Source organism: Alphaproteobacteria bacterium (genome assembly GCA_030740435.1).
In the GTDB taxonomy this organism is placed as follows: Bacteria; Pseudomonadota; Alphaproteobacteria; order UBA2966; family UBA2966.
The window spans coordinates 1-16,253 of the sequence record JASLXG010000211.1 but is presented as its reverse complement, the minus strand read 5'-3'; the positions used below and the strand labels follow the sequence as shown (position 1 = coordinate 16,253).

Here is a 16,253-nt window from a genome sequence, read left to right as displayed (position 1 = left end):
CATCGAGCAACTCCACCACCCGCAGCGCACTTCATGAACCGCCGTATACGGATCCGTACGTACGGTGGTGTGGGAGGAGGGGTGCCGCAAGGCCCCCTCCTACCCGATCCGCAGGGGCGGCGGGTCGCGTTGCTCCCGTTGGCTTTTTATCGCTCACGGCGGCTCCGCTGCGCTCCGCTGCCTGCGCGGGCGCGCCGCAGGAGCGGTGGGTCGCGTTGCTCCCGTTGCACTAAATGACAAAGCACAAAAAACTAAGGGAGGGCACACCCGCCGACACCCCGACAGCGGCTGCAACGGCCAAGGGCGCGGCGCCGCCCGCCCGGCGAGGGTCCGCACAAAACGCCTACCCGATTTGGATCAGCTCGCGCGGCGTGATCGTCAGCAAGCGGCCGCCGCCTTCTTCGACCACCACCATGTCTTCGAGCTTGACCATCAGGCCGGCCGCCAGGCAGACGTGGATTTCCACCGTCAGCACCATGTTGGTCGCGATGCGGGCGCTGCCGCCTTTGACCAGGAAGGGCGGCTCGTTGCCTTCGAGGCCGACGCCGTGGCCGATGAAGTGGGCTCGGGCGCCGGAGGGAAAGGCCAGGAAGGCGTCGGCGATGTCGTTTGCCGCCGCGGCCCGGGTGGCCACGGCGTAAAGCTCGCCGCCGCTTCGCCCCGGCACCATGGCGGCAATGACGGCGTCGGAGACCTGGCGCAACGCCGCATGCGCTTGCTTGGCACCGTCGGGCTTGGCGGCCGAACCGACGCGATAGGTGCGCGACTGGTCTCCCATGTAGCCGCCGACGCTGGTCGGAATATCGACCACCACCAGGTCGCCGGCCTCGACGATGCGCCTCGAGGCGCCGGCCGGTATGGCGGCGCTTAAGCCGACGCCGGAGATGGTGAAGACGAGACCCGAGATGGTGCCGATGTTGGGCCCCGAGGCGAAGGGCCCGCGGCTCATGAAAAAGCCCGGCTGGCGTATGAAAAAGCCGCCCTCGTGGCCGGCCAGGCGATGACCGTTCTCCAGGGCGGCGGAAAGCTCGAGCTCGCTCTGGCCCGGCCGCCAGTGCCTGAGCGCCGCCTGGTGGCCGGCCTCCAGCGCCCGGCAGGCAGCGCCCAGCAATTCCAGTTCCTGGGCGTCCTTGATGGCGCGCTGGGCCAGGATCTGGGGCGAGATGTCGATCAATTCGCGCTCAGCCAAACAGGCCGCCAGGGCGTCGCGGCTGACCGCCGTGATGACGTCGAGTTCGATGCCGATGCTTTCGCCGCGGCCGGCGCCGGGGAACATGCGGCGGCAGACGGCTTCCAGCCGGCGCTCCTCGACCAGGCGGTCTTCACCCCAGCCGGTGTCGCGCTGCGCGAAGTCGAGGCCCGACGCGACGAACAGCACTGCTTCGTCGGGCCGCACCGCCAGCCAGCCTGGTTGGGCCGTACCGGTGTAGTAGAAGACGTCGCGGGATTGAAAGAGCAAGGCCCCGGCCAAGCCGCGCTCGGCAAGGGTCTGCTGCAGAGCAACAAGGCGCGCGTCGTGATCCATAGTTGGCGAGAAAACCCGCCCTAGGCGGCTTCGGTGCCGCCGACGGTGAGACTTTCGATCAGCATGGTGGGCTGGCCGACGCCGACCGGTACGCCCTGGCCGTCCTTGCCGCAGGTGCCGATGCCGGGATCGAGTTCCATGTCGTTGGCCACGGCGCCGACCCGGGTAAGGGCGTCGGGGCCGTTGCCGATCAGCGTCGCGCCCTTGACCGGGGCGCCGACCTTGCCGTCCTCGATCTTGTAGGCCTCGGTGCAGGTGAAGACGAACTTGCCCGAGGTGATGTCGACCTGGCCACCACCGAAAGCCACGGCGTAAAGGCCGTTGTCGACGCTCTTGATGATCTCTTCGGGCTCGCGTTCGCCGGCCAGCATGAAGGTGTTGGTCATACGCGGGATGGGGGCGTGGGCGTAATCCTGGCGCCGGCCGTTGCCGGTGGGGGAGACGCCCATCAGACGGGCGTTGAGGCGGTCCTGAAGGTAGCCCTTGAGGATGCCGTCCTCGATCAGCACGGTGCGGCCGGTGGGCGTGCCCTCGTCGTCGATGCTGAGCGAACCGCGGCGCTCGGCGATGGTGCCGTCGTCGATCACCGTCACCCCGGGCGCCGCCACGCGCTGGCCCAGAAGGCCGGAGAAGGCGCTGGTCTGCTTGCGGTTGAAGTCGCCCTCGAGGCCGTGGCCGATGGCTTCGTGGAGCAGAATGCCGGGCCAGCCCGGGCCCAGCACCACCGGCATCTGGCCGGCCGGGGCGGGCACCGATTCGAGGTTCACCAGGGCCTGGCGCAAGGCCTCGTCGACGCTGGCCTGCCAAGTTTCCGGGGTCAGGTATTCGCCATACGGCGTGCGCCCACCGGAGCCGTAGGTGCCGGCTTCCTGGCGCTCGCCCTCGCCCACCACCAGCGAGACGTTGAGGCGCACCAGCGGCCGCACGTCGCCCACCCGCTGGCCGCCCGGGCGCATGATCTCGACCACCTGCCACGAGGCCGCCAGCGTGGCCGAGACCTGGCGCACGCGCTCGTCCAGGCCTCGGGCGTATGCGTCGAGGGCTTCCAAGAGCGCCACCTTGTCCTCGAAGGCGGCCTCGCCCAGGGGATTGTCGGCGCCATAAAGCGCCCGGTTGGTGCCGCCGGGATCGGCGGCATAACTGCCGTCGTGGCCATCACGCACAGCCGCCACGGCGGCGGCGGCGCGGCCCAGCGCCGCCTCCGAGAGCTCGCTGGCATGGGCATAGCCCGTCGATTCCCCGGCCACCGCGCGCAAGCCGAAACCCTGCGTGGTGTCGAAACTGGCCGTCTTGAGGCGGCCGTCATCCCAGCCCAGCAGCTCGGACTGGCAGTATTCGAGAAAGAGCTCGCCGTCGTCGCTGTCCACCAGGGCGTCGTCGAGCAGGCTCTGGACGCGGCCGCGGTCGAGGTCGTGGCGCTCGAAGAAGAACTCTGCGGCGATGGTCGGATCGGTCATGGCAGGACACCTTTCGGCCGACAACATAGAGCAGCCGCTCAGGGATGCCAGATTCTTTGGAAAAATCAGGAAGGTGTGGGGAGAACGCCACCCGCCTTCTTCGCGTTGTGCCATTTTGGCAGTAGTTTTGAGTTATCCAAAAAAACGGTTTCGCGCAAGTATTCTAATGGGATATGCTCTAGGCAATCTCCGGCGCGCCGTTGTAGCCTCTGCGCAACGTTCCGTTCGGGGAGGAATCAGGGGAATTTTGGTGGTTGTGGAATTCGACGCAGCCCGACATCCCCATCCCGCGGCCACACCGGCCCAACCGCATGAGGGGACAGGTTCAATCATGCCTTGGAAGCAAACTTCCGTCGCCTTGAGCGGCGCCCTATCGGCGTTCGCCCTGGCCGGCCCGGCCGCCCAGGCGGCCCAGCCCCAACCCTGGCAGCTCGGCTTTCAGCCGGCGGTCACGCCGGTGATGAACGGCATCGACGATTTCTATTCACTGTTGCTGGTGATCATCTTCGCCATCGCCATTTTCGTCATGGCGCTGCTGGCCATCATCATCGTGCGCTTCAACGCCAAGGCCAATCCGACGCCCTCGAGGACCGCCCACCACACGCTGCTGGAGGTGGCCTGGACGGTGGTACCGATTCTCATCCTGGTGGTCATCGCGGTGCCGTCCTTCAAGCTGCTCTATCTCCAGAAGGACATCCCCCAGGCCGAGATGACACTGAAGGTGGTGGGCAACCAATTCTACTGGAGCTATCAGTATCCCGACCACGGCGACTTCGAGATGGACGCCAACATGGTGGCCGCCGAAGACCTGAAACCCGGTCAGCCGCGGCTTTTGGCAACCGACAACCACGTGGTGCTGCCGGTCGATACCACCATCCGCGTCATCGTGACCGCCAGTGACGTGATCCATGCCTGGGCCGTTCCGGCTTTCGGCATCAAGATGGATGCGGTGCCCGGCCGGCTCAACCAGACCTGGGTCAAGATCGAAAAGCCGGGCACCTATTACGGCCAGTGCAGCGAGTTTTGCGGCTCGCATCACGGTTTCATGCCGATCACCGTGGAGGCCGTCTCGAAGCAGGACTTCGCGGCCTGGGTGGAAAAGGCCAAAAAGGAAAATGCCGCCCGGACGCCGGCCAGGCCGACCCGGTTGGCCCATTCGAGCCGCGCCGCGGCAAGCGAATAGAGAAGGGAATATCGCACCATGAGCGAAACGGCCCAAACCGCAGGCGCCGCCCAGGCGCATCATGCTCACGCCCATCCCCAAGGTTGGCGGCGTTGGCTCTATTCGACCAACCACAAAGACATCGGCACCATGTACATCGTCTTCGCGGTGGTGTTCGGCATCATCGGCGGACTCTTTTCGATGTTGCTGCGGATGGAACTGCAAGCGCCGGGAGCGCAGGTTTTCGGCGAAGAATACCAGCTCTACAACGTGGTCATGACGGCGCACGGACTGATCATGGTGTTCTTTTTGATCATGCCGGCGCTGATCGGCGGTTTCGGCAACTGGTTCGTGCCGCTGTTGATCGGTACGCCCGATATGGCCTTCCCGCGCATGAACAACATCAGCTTCTGGCTGCTGCCGACCTCGGCCGTGCTGCTGGTCGGCTCGGCCCTGGTCGGTGACGGCCCCGGCGTCGGCTGGACGGCCTACGCGCCGTTATCGACGTCGGGCCATCCCGGGCCAGCCGTCGACATGGCCATCCTCAGCCTGCATTTGGCCGGCGCCTCTTCGATTCTGGGCGCCATCAACTTCATCACCACCATTTTGAACATGCGTGCGCCCGGCATGACGCTGCACAAGATGCCGCTGTTTGTCTGGTCGATCCTGGTAACGGCATTCCTGCTGCTGCTCGCCTTGCCGGTGTTCGCCGGTGGCCTGACCATGCTGATCACCGACCGCAATTTCGACACCGCTTTCTTCGACGCAAGCCAAGGCGGTGATCCCCTGCTCTGGCAGCACTTGTTCTGGTTTTTTGGTCATCCCGAGGTCTACATCCTGATCATCCCGGCCTTCGGTATCATCAGCCAGGTGGTGTCGACCTTCGCCAAGAAACCGGTGTTCGGCTACCTGGGCATGGCCTACGCCATGGTGGCCATCGGCTTCGTCGGCTTCATCGTCTGGGCCCACCATATGTACACGGTGGGCATGAACGTCGATGCCGATGCCTACTTCGTGGCCGCCACCATGGTCATAGCCGTGCCCACGGGCATCAAGATCTTCAGTTGGATCGCCACCATGTGGGGCGGCTCGATCGATTTCAAGACGCCCATGCTCTATGCCATGGGCTTCATATTCCTCTTTACCGTCGGCGGCGTCACCGGCGTCGTGCTGGCCAATGCCGGCGCCGATGTGGCATTGCACGACACCGCTTTCGTGGTCGGCCACTTCCACTACACCATGTCCATAGGCGCCTTGTTCGGCGTCTTCGCCGGTTTCTACTATTGGATCGGCAAGATGTCGGGCCGCCAGTACCCGGAGATGCTGGGCAAGCTGCAGTTCTGGTCCATGTTCATCGGCGTCAACCTGTCCCTCTTTCCCATGCATTTCCTCGGGCTGGCCGGCATGCCCCGGCGCATTCCCGATTATCCCGACGCTTATGCCGGCTGGAACATGGTCTCCTCGCTGGGCGCTTACGTGGCGGGGCTGAGCGCGCTGTTGTTCCTGATCGTCGTCTGGCGCACCTTCGCGGCCGGCGAGAAGTGCGCCGACAACCCCTGGGGCGAAGGTGCGACGACGCTGGAGTGGAGCCATCCCTCGCCGGCGCCCTGGCACACCTACGACCAGCTGCCCAAGGTGAATTGAGGAGGCGGAGCGGCCGGTGGGCAATCCCAGCATGACCCTCTCGGCAGCGGATTCCGCCGCTCGGCAGGTGGCGGGGGTGGGCGACTATCTGGCGCTCTTGAAGCCCCAGGTGATGTCGTTGGTGGTGTTTACCGCCTTCGTCGGCCTGGTGCTGGCGCCGGGCGGGCAGCACCCGGTGTTGGGCTTCGTGGCGCTTCTTTGCATCGCCGTGGGAGCCGGTGCCTCGGGGGCCATCAACATGTGGTACGAGGCCGACATCGACGCCCTCATGGCCCGCACCCGCGACCGCCCGCTGCCCCGTGGCGCGGTGGCGCCGGGCGATGCCTTGGGCTTCGGCGTCAGCCTGGCGGTTGCCTCGGTGGCCTTGATGGGCTTGGCCGTGGGCTGGCTGCCAGCGCTGTTGCTGGCTTTCACCATCGCCTTTTACGTCTTCGTCTACACCATCTGGCTGAAGCGCCGGACACCCCAGAACATCGTAATCGGCGGCTTGGCCGGAGCGTTGCCGCCGCTCATCGGTTGGGCCGCCGCCAGCGGCCAAGTGGGGCTCGAACCCCTGGCCCTGGTGGCCATCATCGCGTTTTGGACGCCGCCGCATTTCTGGTCGCTGGCGCTCTTGCGCAGCGACGACTACGCCCGCGCCGGGGTGCCGATGCTGCCGCTGGCGCGGGGCGCGCGCGAGACCCGGCGCCAGATCCTGGCCTACAGCCTGGCACTGCTGCCGCTGACGCTGGCGCCCTGGGCCTTGGGCACCGTCGGCGCGCTTTATGGCGTCGTGGCGCTGGGGCTGGGCGGCGCCCTGGTGCTGGCGGCAGGGGCCGTTTGGCAGGCTCGGCCCGGCGCCGAACGCCGCCTCTTTGGCTTTTCCATCCTCTATCTCTTTCTCCTCTTCGCCCTGATGCTGGTCGACCGCGGCCTGCTGGGTTCGGTCTGAGATGGTGGCCGACGAGGGGCAACGCAAACTGCGCCAGCGCAACCTGGCGCTGGGCGGCGTGCTGCTGGCGCTGGCGGTGCTGTTTTTCGTCATCACCATCGTCAAGCTTCAAGGAGCGGCGGGATGAGCGCCGCTAAAGGCCCTCGGCTCGGCCGCCACGGTACGGCGCTGTTGCTGGCCGGCCTGGTACTCGGCATGGCCGGCCTGGCCTTCGCCTCGGTGCCGCTTTACAGCCTGTTCTGCCAGGTTACTGGCTACGGCGGCACCTCGCGCGTCGCCACGGCGGCCCCGGCCCCGACCGAGGTGCTGGACCGCGTCATCACGGTGCAGTTCAACGCCGACACGGCGCGCGGCATGCCCTGGCGCTTCGCGCCCCTCCAGCGCCAGGTCAGGCTGCGCCTGGGCGAAGAGAGCCTGGCCTTCTACCGGGCCCACAACCCCAGTCCACACAGCATCACCGGCAGCGCCACCTTCAACGTCACACCGCACATCGCCGGGCCCTACTTCAACAAGATCGAGTGTTTTTGCTTCACCGAACAGACCCTGGCCGCCGGCCAAAGCGCCGACATGCCGGTGTCGTTCTTCATCGACCCCGAGATCGTCAACGAACGCGACCTCGACGGCGTCGACACCATCACCCTTTCCTACACCTTCTTCGCCCGTCCGCCCGAGACGGACAACGGGCGATGATCAGCCGCTTGCAGGAGTTCCCGAGCCATGGCCGATACCCACGCTAAGGATCATGACTACCATCTCGTCGAGCCCAGCCCGTGGCCGGCCCTGGGCGCCCTTTCGGCGCTGGTGCTGGCCGCTGGGTTGATCATGTACATGCACGACATGACGATCTGGGTGCTGCCCATCGGCCTGGCCATGACGCTCTACACCATGTTCGTCTGGTGGCGCGACGTGATCCAGGAAGCCACCTTCAACGACGACCACACGCCGGTGGTGCAGCTCGGCCTGCGCTACGGCATGGTGCTCTTCATCGCCTCCGAGGTGATGTTCTTCGTGGCCTGGTTCTGGGCCTTCTTCAACGCCAGCCTGTTCCCCACCGAGGCCATCGGCGGCGTCTGGCCGCCCGCCGACATCGAGGCCTTCAACCCCTGGACCATCCCCTTCCTCAACACCATCATCCTGCTGAGTTCGGGCTGCACCGTGACCTGGGCGCATCATGAGCTGCGCCAGGGCAACCGCCAGGGCCTGATCAACGGGCTCTGGCTGACCGTCATCCTGGGCGCCGCCTTCACGGCGCTGCAGGCCTACGAATACATTCACGCGCCCTTTGCCTTCACCGGCGGCATCTACGGCTCGACCTTCTTCATGGCTACCGGCTTCCACGGCCTGCACGTCATCGTCGGCACCATCTTTCTCACCGTCTGCCTGGTGCGGGCCTACAAGGGCCATTTCACGCCCGAGCAGCACTTCGGCTTCGAGGCGGCCGCCTGGTATTGGCATTTCGTCGACGTGGTCTGGCTCTTCCTTTTCAGCTGCATCTATTGGTGGGGCGGCAGCTAGGCGATTTGGTGGCTGAAGAGGCGCCGCGGGTTTCACCACTTCTCGCTGGCCTGCGCTGCCGCTGTCCGGGCTGCGGCCGGGGCAAGCTGTTTGCCGGATATCTGACCGTGGCGCCGCGCTGCAACGAATGCGACCTCGATCTCGGGGCCCGGGATTCGGGCGACGGACCGGCCGTCTTCGTGGTCATGCTGGTGGGCTTTGTGGTGGTCGCCGCGGCCCTGATCGTGGAACTCGAATTCGGGCCGCCGGTGTGGCTCCATATGGTGCTCTGGACACCCACCGTGCTGGGGCTTTCGCTCTGGCTGTTGCGGCCCTTCAAGGCCGTGCTGATCGCGCTGCAGTTCCATCACAAGGCGGGGGAGTAAGGCCATCTCCAGTGACGCCCGGCGCTGGTCGGCGCTGACCTTTTGGCCCCTGCTGGCGGCGCTGCTGGCGCTCGGCGGCTGGCAGCTCCAGCGCGCCGAATGGAAAGCCGCCCTCAAGTCCGAACGGGCCGCCAGCCTGGCCCGGCCCGAAGTGCTGCTGCCGTCGGCGCCGGGTGCCGATTTCGATTTCCGCCGGGTGCGCCTGGAGGGCCGTTTCGCCCATGACAGCGAGCTCCAGCTCTATGGCCGCAGCCATCAGGGCGTCGCCGGAATACACGTGCTGACGCCGCTGATCAGGCCCCAGGGTCCGGCCGTGCTGGTCGACCGCGGCTGGGTGCCGCTGGCGCTACGCCATGCGGCCAGCCGGCCCGAGGGCCAGATCCCGGGCTCGGTCAGCCTGTCCGGCATTGCCCGGGTGCACTTTCCCCGCGGCCCCTTCACGCCCGACAACGACGACGCCGGCAACACCTGGTTCGTCGTCGACCTGGCTGCCATGGCCCGCCAGGTGGGCCTCGAGTTGGCGCCCGTGCTGGTCGAGGCCGACGCTGGGCCCCATCCGGGCGGCCTGCCGCTGGGCGGGCTTGGCCGCCATCAACTGGTCGACAACCACCAGCGTTACGCCTTCACCTGGTTTGCCCTGGCGGCGGTGTTGGTGGTGATATTCGTGCTTTTCCGCCGCCGCCTGGGGACCCTGCCATGAGCGCCTACACTGAGCTCGAGCGGCGCTTCAAGCGCCTCGACGACCTGGCCGGGGCCCAGGCGCAGTTGCAGTGGGACGGCGCCGTCATGATGCCGCCGGGCGGTGCCTCGGCCCGGGCCGACCAGCTCGCCAGCCTGGCCGGGCTGAGCCACGAGTTGCTGCTGGCGCCGGAGGTCGGCGAGCTTTTGCAGCGCGCCGAAGCCCAATCCCTGGATCCCTGGCAGGCCGCCAACCGCAGCGAGATGCGGCGGCGCTGGCGCCACGCCACGGCCCTTCCCGGCAGCCTGGTCGAGGCCCTCAGCCAGGCGGCCTCGGCCTGTGAAATGACCTGGCGCCAGGCCCGCGAGGACGACGACTTCGCCAGCCTCCAAGCACACCTCGAAAGCGTCGTCGCGCTGACGCGTCAGGCGGCCCAAGCCAAAGCCGAGGCCTTTGGCTGCGCGCCTTACGATGCCCTGCTGGAGGCTTACGACCCGGACACCACCTGGGCCCAGATCGCACCGATCTTCGCCGAGCTCGAGGCCTTTTTGCCCGAATTCCTGGCCGCCACGGTGGAGCGCCAAAAGCTCTCTCCGGCGTTGCCCTTCGAGGCCGAGATCTCCCCGGCCGCCCAGCGCGCGCTGGCGCCCGAGTTGCTGGCGGCGCTGGGCTTCGACTTCGATCACGGCCGCCTCGACGAGAGCCACCATCCCTTCACCGGCGGCACGGCCGACGACGTGCGCCTGACCACGCGCTACCGGGCGGAGGATTTCTCCCACGCCCTGATGGCGGTGCTGCACGAGGGCGGACACGCCATGTACGAACGCGGCCTGCCGGCGAGCTGGCGCGGCCAGCCGGTGGGCCAGGCCCGCGGCATGACGCTGCATGAAAGCCAAAGCCTGATCGTCGAGATGCAGGCCTGCCGCAGCCCCGAATTCCTGACCTGGCTGGCGCCCGAGCTGCGCCAGGCCTTCGCCGTGGCGGGTCCGGCCTGGCAGGCCGAAAACCTGATCCGCGCGAGCCACCGGGTCGAGGCCAGCCTGATCCGCGTCGACGCCGACGAGGTCAGCTATCCGCTGCACATCATCCTGCGCACGCGCCTGGAAAGGGCGCTGCTGGCGGATGACTTGCAGGTGGCGGAGCTGCCCGGCGCCTGGCGCGACGGCATGCAGGCGTTGCTCGGCCTAACCCCTGCCAACGACCGCATGGGTTGCCTGCAGGACATCCACTGGCCCGAAGGGGCCTTCGGATATTTCCCCACCTATACCCTGGGCGCCCTGGCCGCGGCACAATTCTTCGCCGCCGCCCGGGCCGCCGAGCCCGGCATTCCCGAGGCCCTGGGGCGGGGCGATTTCGGGCCGCTGATGGCCTGGCTGCGGCCCCACGTGCACGCGCTGGGCTCGTCGCTTTCGAGCAGCGAGATCATCACCCGGGCGACAGGTGCGCCGCTGGGCACGGCGGCCTTCCGGGCCCACCTGGAAGCGCGCTACGGGGGCTGAAGGCCGGCGCTGCTACCCTGAACAGGGTTTGCCGCCGGCCGGTTTGGCTTGCAGGCCCTTGTCGAGCAGGCCCTTGATTTCGGCCTCGGCGGTGCGGGCGAACAGCCTGCCGGCCTCGCCCTCGTCGACGCTCTTGCCCGTGAACATCACCAGCGTGGACTGGCGGATAATCTTCAGTTTCTTGGCAATCGGCGAGCGGCGGTGGTCGTCCCAATCGACGTCGATGAAGGTGATTTTTTCGTCATAGGCGCTGTTGGCCGACCTCAATGCCCCGATCACACGGATCTGGCGGCGGCAGGTGGTTCACCATTTGGCGGTGAAATGGAGCAGCACCGAGCAACCCTGGCCCAGCGCTGCTTTCACCGCCTGCGGCGAATAAAGAACATTGCCCTCGCCCGCCTCTGCCGCGATGGGCGCGAACAAAGCCAAGAAGAACGCCGAGCGCAAAAAAACCGTACGCATCATCAGATCACCTTTCGCTTTTGCCACCGATCTAGCCCAAATGCCGTTCGCGAGGCTAAACAAAATACCGTGAACGTGCTCCCACCGCTCCCTATGATTCCAGGCTGACTGGGCGACCACTGCTGGCCGATTCGTGCACCGCCATGGTGGCGGCCAACGTAGCCAGGCCCTCGCGCCCCGAAACCCGGGGTTCCTCCTCGCCCCGCACGACGCGGCAGAAGTGGCGTAACTGCCAGGTCAGGGAATCGCGCTCGCCTGTGGGACGCGCCTCACTTGTGTAGGGCAGTTGCCAGCCGCCGGGGATCTCGCCGTCGTGGCGCCAGAGCGTCAGGTTGGGGAAATCCAGCGCACCCGTGGTGCCGACGAAGCGATAACAGTTCTGGCCCGAGGCGGCGATGCCGGGGTTGTCGTTGGTGCCGGCCTCCCAGCCCCAGGGCGAGGGTGCGGCGTCGGTGAGCATGATGGTGCCGATGGCGCCACCGGCAAAGCGCAGCACCACGGCGGCCGTGTCCTCGACCGGGTGGCCGCGGCGGCTGGGCACGGTCTCGGCGTAGACGCTGGCGATCTGGCCGCAGATATGTTGCAGCGCGTTGATGTCGTGGATCATGTTGATCAGTACCGGTCCGCCGCCGGCCTCACGCCGCCAGGCGACGTCGTAGTAGGGATCGGGCTTCAATGCCGACCACATGGCCGAGACCGCAACCAGATCGCCGATCTCGTCGGCCACGATCTGCTTGGCGGCATCCAGGGCGGGGTCGAAGCGGCGGTGGTGGCCGACCATCATGGCGACGCCGGCGGCCTCGGCCGCCTCGACCAGTTGGCGACCGGCGGCCACGCTCTCGGCCACCGGTTTTTCCACCAGCAAGTGGATGCCGCGTTCCGCGCACATCCTGCCGATGGGCAGGTGGAGTGCGTTGGGTGCAGCAATGACGACGCCCTCGGGGCTCTCCTTCTCGAGCAGGGCTTGGGCCGAGGCATAATGCGCCACACCCAGTTCGGCCGCCAATTCGGCGGCGGCCGGGGTGGGATCGGCCAACCCCAGCAGGCGGCATTCGGGCTCGGCCGCGGTCAGGCGGGCGTGGCGGGCGCCGATGATGCCGGCGCCGATGACGGCGATGGGTACGCTCATGACGATATCTCTCGCTCCTTCGTGGTTCCGCGCTACCATGGCGATCTTACCGCCTGAAACGGGGATCGCCATGACCGAAGGAACCCGCGGCATCGACCACGTCGGCATCACGGTGCCCGACCTGGAGGCGGCAACGGAATATTTCGCCGCCGTCTTCGCAGCCGAGACCGAGCAGGAAGTGTGGGCCAAGAGCGCCAAGCCGGCCAAGGGCGAGAGGGTCGAACAAAGCCTCGGCCTGCCGTCAGGCGCCGAGATGCGGGCGGCCCGCATGCTGCGATTGCCCGAAGGGCCGCGCATCGAACTTTTCGAATATTGGGCGCCCGAGCAGGCGCCGCCGCTCAGCCCCAGCGATTTCGGCCTGCAGCACCTGGCCATTTTCGTCGACGACATGGATGGTGCCTGCCGGCGCATCGAGGAAAACGGCGGCGAGCTGATGAGCGGGCCGCACCGCATGCCCGATCCGGACTGCGGGCCGGATGATCGCTACCGCTACACCCGCGCGCCCTGGGGTACGACCATCGAGCTGGTGAGCTACCGCCGTTAGTCGCTATCGAGAACGAACGCCGTTTCGTAAATTCCGACCTCGGGCTCTTCGGCGGCCCGTTCCGCCATCTCGGCCTGGATGGTTGGCAATTGTGCCTCCAATTCCCGCCGGCCCAGGCCCTCGATGATCACCAGGGCGGCGAAAGTGTCGTCGTCGGTGGCCTCGCGCATTTGGCGTTCGTTGGTCGGCTGGTTGGTGACAGCGTCCTCGGCCTCTCCGATGTGGACGGCGGTAATGCCGGGCAAGTCGAGGATATCCGGGGCCAAGCGAACCAGTTTTGTCCCGGCAGCGACTTGGCCAAAGCGCAAGGTCGCCATGGCGCCGCCCAGGCCGAGGCCCCCGGAGACCAGCGGCCGGCAGGCACCGCGAACGAAATTTCGAAACTCGGGCATGACCTGCTGCGTCCAGGGCGAGGGGTTGTTGAGGCGCTGCAAATAGCTGGGGCCACGGAAGACCTCGAGGTCTTCGGCCTCGTAAAGCATGAAATAGCGCTGCCCTTTGCCCTGCCAGTCGACGCCGCGGCGGCCGCGCAGAAAACCCTCGACGCCTACCCGTTCGGGGATGTGCTCGCGGGTGTGCCAAAGGTTGAACTCGTCGTCCCAACCCGGGGTGACGTCGTTCCAGATGGCGAGAAAGGCTTGACCCAAGAGCGGCATGAGTGACGATCCTCCGGCAAACTTGATAGTATCCGGGCCAACAATACAGGCAACGACAAGGGGAGCGAAAAAATGCCGTTCGTCAACATCCGCATCGTCGAGGGCCACAGCCAAGCCAAGAAGGACGAGATCAGCCGCCGCGTGGTCGACACCATCAACGACGTCACCGAGATCCCCAAGGAGGCCATCTGGGTGGTTTTCCAGGACATCACGGCCGAGGAATGGTACGTCGGCGAGAAGTCGGTCAAAGAGCTCAACGAGGAGGCGTCATGACCGTCGAAGTTCGCGACGACCGGTTCCGTTCGGTTGTCGGCGACGGCGTCGAATTCGAGGAACTGGGCTCGGGCTTCGATTTCACCGAGGGACCGATCTGGCATCCGCACGACAACTTTCTCATCTTCAGCGACATGCCGGGCAACCACATGCGGCGCTGGAGTGCCGCCGAGGGCATCACGACGTTCCGCCAGCCCAGCAACATGGCCAACGGCAACGCCTGGGACCGGGAGGGCCGCATCGTCACCTGCGAGCACGCCACCAGCGCCGTCAGCCGCACCGAGGCCGACGGCTCGATCAGCGTGCTGGCCACGCATTACGGAGACAAGGAGCTCAACAGCCCCAACGACATCATCGTCAAGCGCGACGGCGCCATCTACTTTTCCGACCCGACCTACGGCCGCAACGAATACTACGGTGTGCCGCGCGAACAGGACCTCGACTTCCAGGGCGTCTATCGCATCGCTCAACAGAGCCAAAACCTTCACCAGGCCCTGATGCTGCTGGCCGACGATTTCGCCCAGCCCAACGGGCTGTGTTTCTCGGCCGACGAAAGCCGGCTTTTCGTCAACGACACCGAGCGCATGCACATCCGCGTCTTCGACGTCGGCGCCGACGGCTCCATCTCCAACAGCCGGCTCTGGGCCGAGACCACCGGCGAGGGCGATGGCGGGCCCGACGGCCTCAAGATCGACAGCGCCGAAAACGTCTATTGCTCGGGCCCCGGCGGCGTCCACGTCTTCGATCCTGCCGCCAACTGCCTGGGCGTCATCCGCACCCCGGCGGTGACGGCCAACTTCACCTGGGGCGACGACGACATGTGCAGTCTGTTCCTGGCCTGTTCGTCGTCGCTCTACCGGGTGCGGGTCAAGGTTCCGGGAATAGCCGCGGAGTTTTAGCGGCGCGCTATTTCGTGACCGGCACGGTGTACATCAGCGGCAGGCGGCCGCCGTCGGCGTAGAGGCACTGGCCGGTGACGTATGAGGAATCCTCGCACGCCAAAAAAAGCGCCACGGCGGCGATTTCCTCGACCTCGGCCAGGCGGCCCAGCGGCGTGCGGCTGAGTGCGGTGCGTTTCTTCTCCGGGTCGTTGAAGACCATTTCGCGCGAGAGCTCGGTCGAGACGCTGCCAGGGCCGATGGAATTCACGCGAATGCCTTTGTCGGCAAGGGCAATGGCCATCAGCCGGGTGAGGCCGTTGACGGCCGCCTTGCTGACGCCGTAAGGCACCTGGTCGGGAATGCCGGTCAGCGCATTGATCGAGGCCATGTTGACGATGGCGCCGCCTTCGCCTTGGGCGACCATCTGGCGGGCCGCCGCCTGGCCGATGTGAAAGACGCCCATAAGATTCACCCGCATGATGCGCTCGAAGTCGGCCGGGTCGAGTTCGAGGAAATCGGCGCGGTGGCTGATGCCGGCGTTGGCGATGGCGATGTCGACCGTGCCGAAGTGCTCGACGGCGCCCGCCACCAGGGCGGCGGCGTCACCCGCGTCGCCGACATCGCAGGGCACGAATTGCGCCTGGCCGCCCTCTGACGCGATGGTCGCCGCTGCCGCTTCGCCCTTTTCGATTTGCAGGTCGCCGAGCACCACTCGGGCGCCCTCGGCGGCAAAGCGCCGGGCGATGGCCAGGCCGATGCCCTGGGCGCCGCCACTGATGACAGCGGTCTTGTTATCGAGGCGCATGTTGCTGATCCATTGATTGCTGGTGGACGTTCGTTCCACTCTAGTGATCCCCCAGCCCGAGACAAAGGAGCCCACCATGCCCGTTATCTTCGTCGTCAAGGCCACCATCACCCCGGACCAGGAAGAGGCCTTCAATCGCTGGTACGAAAGCGAGCACTGCCCCCAGCTGCTGCGCTTCAACGGCGCCGTCAGCGCCAAGCGCTACAAGCACCTGTTGGGCGACCAGAAATGGCACTATCAGGCGGTCTACGAGTTCGTCGACGAGGCCACCTTCGAGCGCTTTCTCGAGTCGCCCGAGTACGCCGATTTGAAAAGCGAATACGAAGCCAATTTCGGCGCCGTCTCCGAACGCGAGCGCTCGGCCTACGTCCAGGTCTGGCCCTGACCGGAAAAGGCCCCCTAAAGGCGGTCCCTGAAAGTGATCCCTGCGAAAGTGGTCCCTGTCCCCACATTTGTCCCCACATTCGAAAGTGGTTCCTGTGGAAAGTGGTCCCTGTCCCCACTTATTCACTTGGTGGCCAGTGTTTTTTTGGCTTTCTCTCCGGTTCCGGCTGAAAAATCGCTCTAATCCTTTCATAGGCTCCATTGGAGCAATACGATGAAGAAGGAGAGAGCCATGGCGAGACAGGCACGTATCGTCGTCGCGGGTTGGCCGCATCATGTCACCCAGCGCGGCAATCGCCGCCAGCGGGTGTTTTTCGAGGAACGCGACTACCAAGCCTATCT

Annotated in this window: 21 protein-coding genes; 14 read left to right on the top strand and 7 right to left on the bottom strand. The window is 66.3% G+C overall.

Features of this window, described 5'->3' with window-relative positions:
- Positions 1-343 precede the first annotated feature (343 nt).
- A complete protein-coding gene (locus tag QGG75_20235; protein MDP6069560.1) occupies positions 344-1,525 on the bottom strand; it encodes a Xaa-Pro peptidase family protein in 1,182 nt (393 codons plus the stop codon).
- A 20-nt stretch (positions 1,526-1,545) separates the two neighbouring features.
- Complete coding sequence (gene tldD, locus QGG75_20230; protein ID MDP6069559.1) at positions 1,546-2,982, bottom strand: metalloprotease TldD; 1,437 nt, start codon at positions 2,980-2,982, stop codon at positions 1,546-1,548.
- Between the two features lie 331 nt (positions 2,983-3,313).
- Here tldD and coxB point away from each other — a divergent pair, with 331 nt between their 5' ends.
- The 9 genes from coxB (at position 3,314) to QGG75_20185 (ending at position 10,777) form a co-directional block, all read left to right on the top strand.
- Positions 3,314-4,165, top strand: coding sequence for a cytochrome c oxidase subunit II (gene coxB, locus QGG75_20225; protein MDP6069558.1), 852 nt, complete (start codon positions 3,314-3,316; stop codon positions 4,163-4,165).
- An 18-nt stretch (positions 4,166-4,183) separates the two neighbouring features.
- The gene (gene ctaD, locus QGG75_20220; protein ID MDP6069557.1) at positions 4,184-5,788 is read left to right on the top strand and encodes a cytochrome c oxidase subunit I; all 1,605 of its coding nucleotides are present in this window, start codon (positions 4,184-4,186) and stop codon (positions 5,786-5,788) included.
- Between the two features lie 31 nt (positions 5,789-5,819).
- The gene (gene cyoE / locus QGG75_20215) at positions 5,820-6,719 is read left to right on the top strand and encodes a heme o synthase (GenBank protein MDP6069556.1); all 900 of its coding nucleotides are present in this window, start codon (positions 5,820-5,822) and stop codon (positions 6,717-6,719) included.
- A gap of 1 nt (position 6,720) precedes the next feature.
- Positions 6,721-6,846: a hypothetical protein gene (locus QGG75_20210; protein MDP6069555.1), complete on the top strand. Its 126-nt coding sequence runs from the start codon at positions 6,721-6,723 to the stop codon at positions 6,844-6,846.
- Positions 6,843-7,409, top strand: a complete 567-nt coding sequence (locus QGG75_20205) for a cytochrome c oxidase assembly protein (GenBank protein ID MDP6069554.1) — start codon at positions 6,843-6,845, stop codon at positions 7,407-7,409. The genes QGG75_20210 and QGG75_20205 overlap by 4 nt, the downstream gene beginning before the upstream one ends.
- Positions 7,410-7,436: 27 nt before the next feature.
- Entirely contained in the window at positions 7,437-8,234 is a 798-nt protein-coding gene (locus QGG75_20200) for a cytochrome c oxidase subunit 3 (GenBank protein ID MDP6069553.1), read from the top strand.
- 8 nt (positions 8,235-8,242) lie between these two features.
- Positions 8,243-8,599 (top strand): DUF983 domain-containing protein, encoded by a 357-nt coding sequence (locus QGG75_20195; protein MDP6069552.1) that lies wholly within the window; start codon positions 8,243-8,245, stop codon positions 8,597-8,599.
- Between the two features lie 64 nt (positions 8,600-8,663).
- Positions 8,664-9,299, top strand: a complete 636-nt coding sequence (locus tag QGG75_20190; GenBank protein ID MDP6069551.1) for an SURF1 family protein — start codon at positions 8,664-8,666, stop codon at positions 9,297-9,299.
- Positions 9,296-10,777, top strand: a complete 1,482-nt coding sequence (locus QGG75_20185; protein ID MDP6069550.1) for a carboxypeptidase M32 — start codon at positions 9,296-9,298, stop codon at positions 10,775-10,777. Before QGG75_20190 ends, QGG75_20185 begins: the two co-directional genes overlap by 4 nt.
- A 12-nt stretch (positions 10,778-10,789) precedes the next feature.
- Here the strand turns inward: QGG75_20185 and QGG75_20180 are convergent, their stop codons facing one another.
- The 3 genes from QGG75_20180 to QGG75_20170 all read right to left on the bottom strand — a co-directional run bounded on the left by QGG75_20180 (position 10,790) and on the right by QGG75_20170 (position 12,368).
- The gene (locus QGG75_20180; GenBank protein MDP6069549.1) at positions 10,790-11,044 is read right to left on the bottom strand and encodes a hypothetical protein; all 255 of its coding nucleotides are present in this window, start codon (positions 11,042-11,044) and stop codon (positions 10,790-10,792) included.
- 36 nt (positions 11,045-11,080) lie between these two features.
- Positions 11,081-11,266: a hypothetical protein gene (locus tag QGG75_20175; protein ID MDP6069548.1), complete on the bottom strand. Its 186-nt coding sequence runs from the start codon at positions 11,264-11,266 to the stop codon at positions 11,081-11,083.
- A gap of 64 nt (positions 11,267-11,330) precedes the next feature.
- Complete coding sequence (locus tag QGG75_20170) at positions 11,331-12,368, bottom strand: Gfo/Idh/MocA family oxidoreductase (GenBank protein MDP6069547.1); 1,038 nt, start codon at positions 12,366-12,368, stop codon at positions 11,331-11,333.
- A gap of 70 nt (positions 12,369-12,438) precedes the next feature.
- Here QGG75_20170 and QGG75_20165 point away from each other — a divergent pair, with 70 nt between their 5' ends.
- On the top strand, positions 12,439-12,912 hold the full coding sequence (locus QGG75_20165) for a VOC family protein (protein MDP6069546.1): 474 nt from the start codon (positions 12,439-12,441) through the stop codon (positions 12,910-12,912).
- Here QGG75_20165 and QGG75_20160 read toward each other — a convergent pair.
- Positions 12,909-13,568: a hypothetical protein gene (locus QGG75_20160; GenBank protein ID MDP6069545.1), complete on the bottom strand. Its 660-nt coding sequence runs from the start codon at positions 13,566-13,568 to the stop codon at positions 12,909-12,911. The genes QGG75_20165 and QGG75_20160 overlap by 4 nt on opposite strands.
- A gap of 72 nt (positions 13,569-13,640) precedes the next feature.
- Here QGG75_20160 and QGG75_20155 point away from each other — a divergent pair, with 72 nt between their 5' ends.
- Both QGG75_20155 and QGG75_20150 read left to right on the top strand, forming a co-directional pair.
- Positions 13,641-13,841: a tautomerase family protein gene (locus QGG75_20155; GenBank protein ID MDP6069544.1), complete on the top strand. Its 201-nt coding sequence runs from the start codon at positions 13,641-13,643 to the stop codon at positions 13,839-13,841.
- The gene (locus tag QGG75_20150) at positions 13,838-14,740 is read left to right on the top strand and encodes an SMP-30/gluconolactonase/LRE family protein (protein MDP6069543.1); all 903 of its coding nucleotides are present in this window, start codon (positions 13,838-13,840) and stop codon (positions 14,738-14,740) included. The genes QGG75_20155 and QGG75_20150 overlap by 4 nt, the downstream gene beginning before the upstream one ends.
- 7 nt (positions 14,741-14,747) lie before the next feature.
- On the opposite strand, the gene QGG75_20145 is transcribed toward QGG75_20150, so the two are convergent.
- Complete coding sequence (locus tag QGG75_20145) at positions 14,748-15,527, bottom strand: SDR family oxidoreductase (protein ID MDP6069542.1); 780 nt, start codon at positions 15,525-15,527, stop codon at positions 14,748-14,750.
- Between the two features lie 76 nt (positions 15,528-15,603).
- Here QGG75_20145 and QGG75_20140 point away from each other — a divergent pair, with 76 nt between their 5' ends.
- Positions 15,604-15,912: a DUF4286 family protein gene (locus QGG75_20140; GenBank protein ID MDP6069541.1), complete on the top strand. Its 309-nt coding sequence runs from the start codon at positions 15,604-15,606 to the stop codon at positions 15,910-15,912.
- Between the two features lie 231 nt (positions 15,913-16,143).
- Positions 16,144-16,253 (top strand): transposase (locus tag QGG75_20135; GenBank protein ID MDP6069540.1); only part of this gene is annotated, 110 nt, incomplete at its 3' end.

Excerpts from the sequence above, each read along its gene's own strand:
- coxB (MDP6069558.1), top strand. The coding sequence starts at position 3,314 with ATGCCTTGGAAGCAAACTTCCGTCGCCTTGAGCGGCGCCCTATCGGCG.
- QGG75_20235 (MDP6069560.1), bottom strand. The coding sequence starts at position 1,525 with ATGGATCACGACGCGCGCCTTGTTGCTCTGCAGCAGACCCTTGCCGAG.
- tldD (MDP6069559.1), bottom strand. The coding sequence starts at position 2,982 with ATGACCGATCCGACCATCGCCGCAGAGTTCTTCTTCGAGCGCCACGAC.
- cyoE (MDP6069556.1), top strand. The coding sequence starts at position 5,820 with ATGACCCTCTCGGCAGCGGATTCCGCCGCTCGGCAGGTGGCGGGGGTG.
- QGG75_20205 (MDP6069554.1), top strand. The coding sequence starts at position 6,843 with ATGAGCGCCGCTAAAGGCCCTCGGCTCGGCCGCCACGGTACGGCGCTG.
- QGG75_20155 (MDP6069544.1), top strand. The coding sequence starts at position 13,641 with ATGCCGTTCGTCAACATCCGCATCGTCGAGGGCCACAGCCAAGCCAAG.
- QGG75_20150 (MDP6069543.1), top strand. The coding sequence starts at position 13,838 with ATGACCGTCGAAGTTCGCGACGACCGGTTCCGTTCGGTTGTCGGCGAC.
- QGG75_20160 (MDP6069545.1), bottom strand. The coding sequence starts at position 13,568 with ATGCCGCTCTTGGGTCAAGCCTTTCTCGCCATCTGGAACGACGTCACC.
- QGG75_20140 (MDP6069541.1), top strand. The coding sequence starts at position 15,604 with ATGCCCGTTATCTTCGTCGTCAAGGCCACCATCACCCCGGACCAGGAA.
- QGG75_20170 (MDP6069547.1), bottom strand. The coding sequence starts at position 12,368 with ATGAGCGTACCCATCGCCGTCATCGGCGCCGGCATCATCGGCGCCCGC.
- QGG75_20165 (MDP6069546.1), top strand. The coding sequence starts at position 12,439 with ATGACCGAAGGAACCCGCGGCATCGACCACGTCGGCATCACGGTGCCC.
- ctaD (MDP6069557.1), top strand. The coding sequence starts at position 4,184 with ATGAGCGAAACGGCCCAAACCGCAGGCGCCGCCCAGGCGCATCATGCT.
- QGG75_20210 (MDP6069555.1), top strand. The coding sequence starts at position 6,721 with ATGGTGGCCGACGAGGGGCAACGCAAACTGCGCCAGCGCAACCTGGCG.
- QGG75_20185 (MDP6069550.1), top strand. The coding sequence starts at position 9,296 with ATGAGCGCCTACACTGAGCTCGAGCGGCGCTTCAAGCGCCTCGACGAC.
- QGG75_20145 (MDP6069542.1), bottom strand. The coding sequence starts at position 15,527 with ATGCGCCTCGATAACAAGACCGCTGTCATCAGTGGCGGCGCCCAGGGC.
- QGG75_20200 (MDP6069553.1), top strand. The coding sequence starts at position 7,437 with ATGGCCGATACCCACGCTAAGGATCATGACTACCATCTCGTCGAGCCC.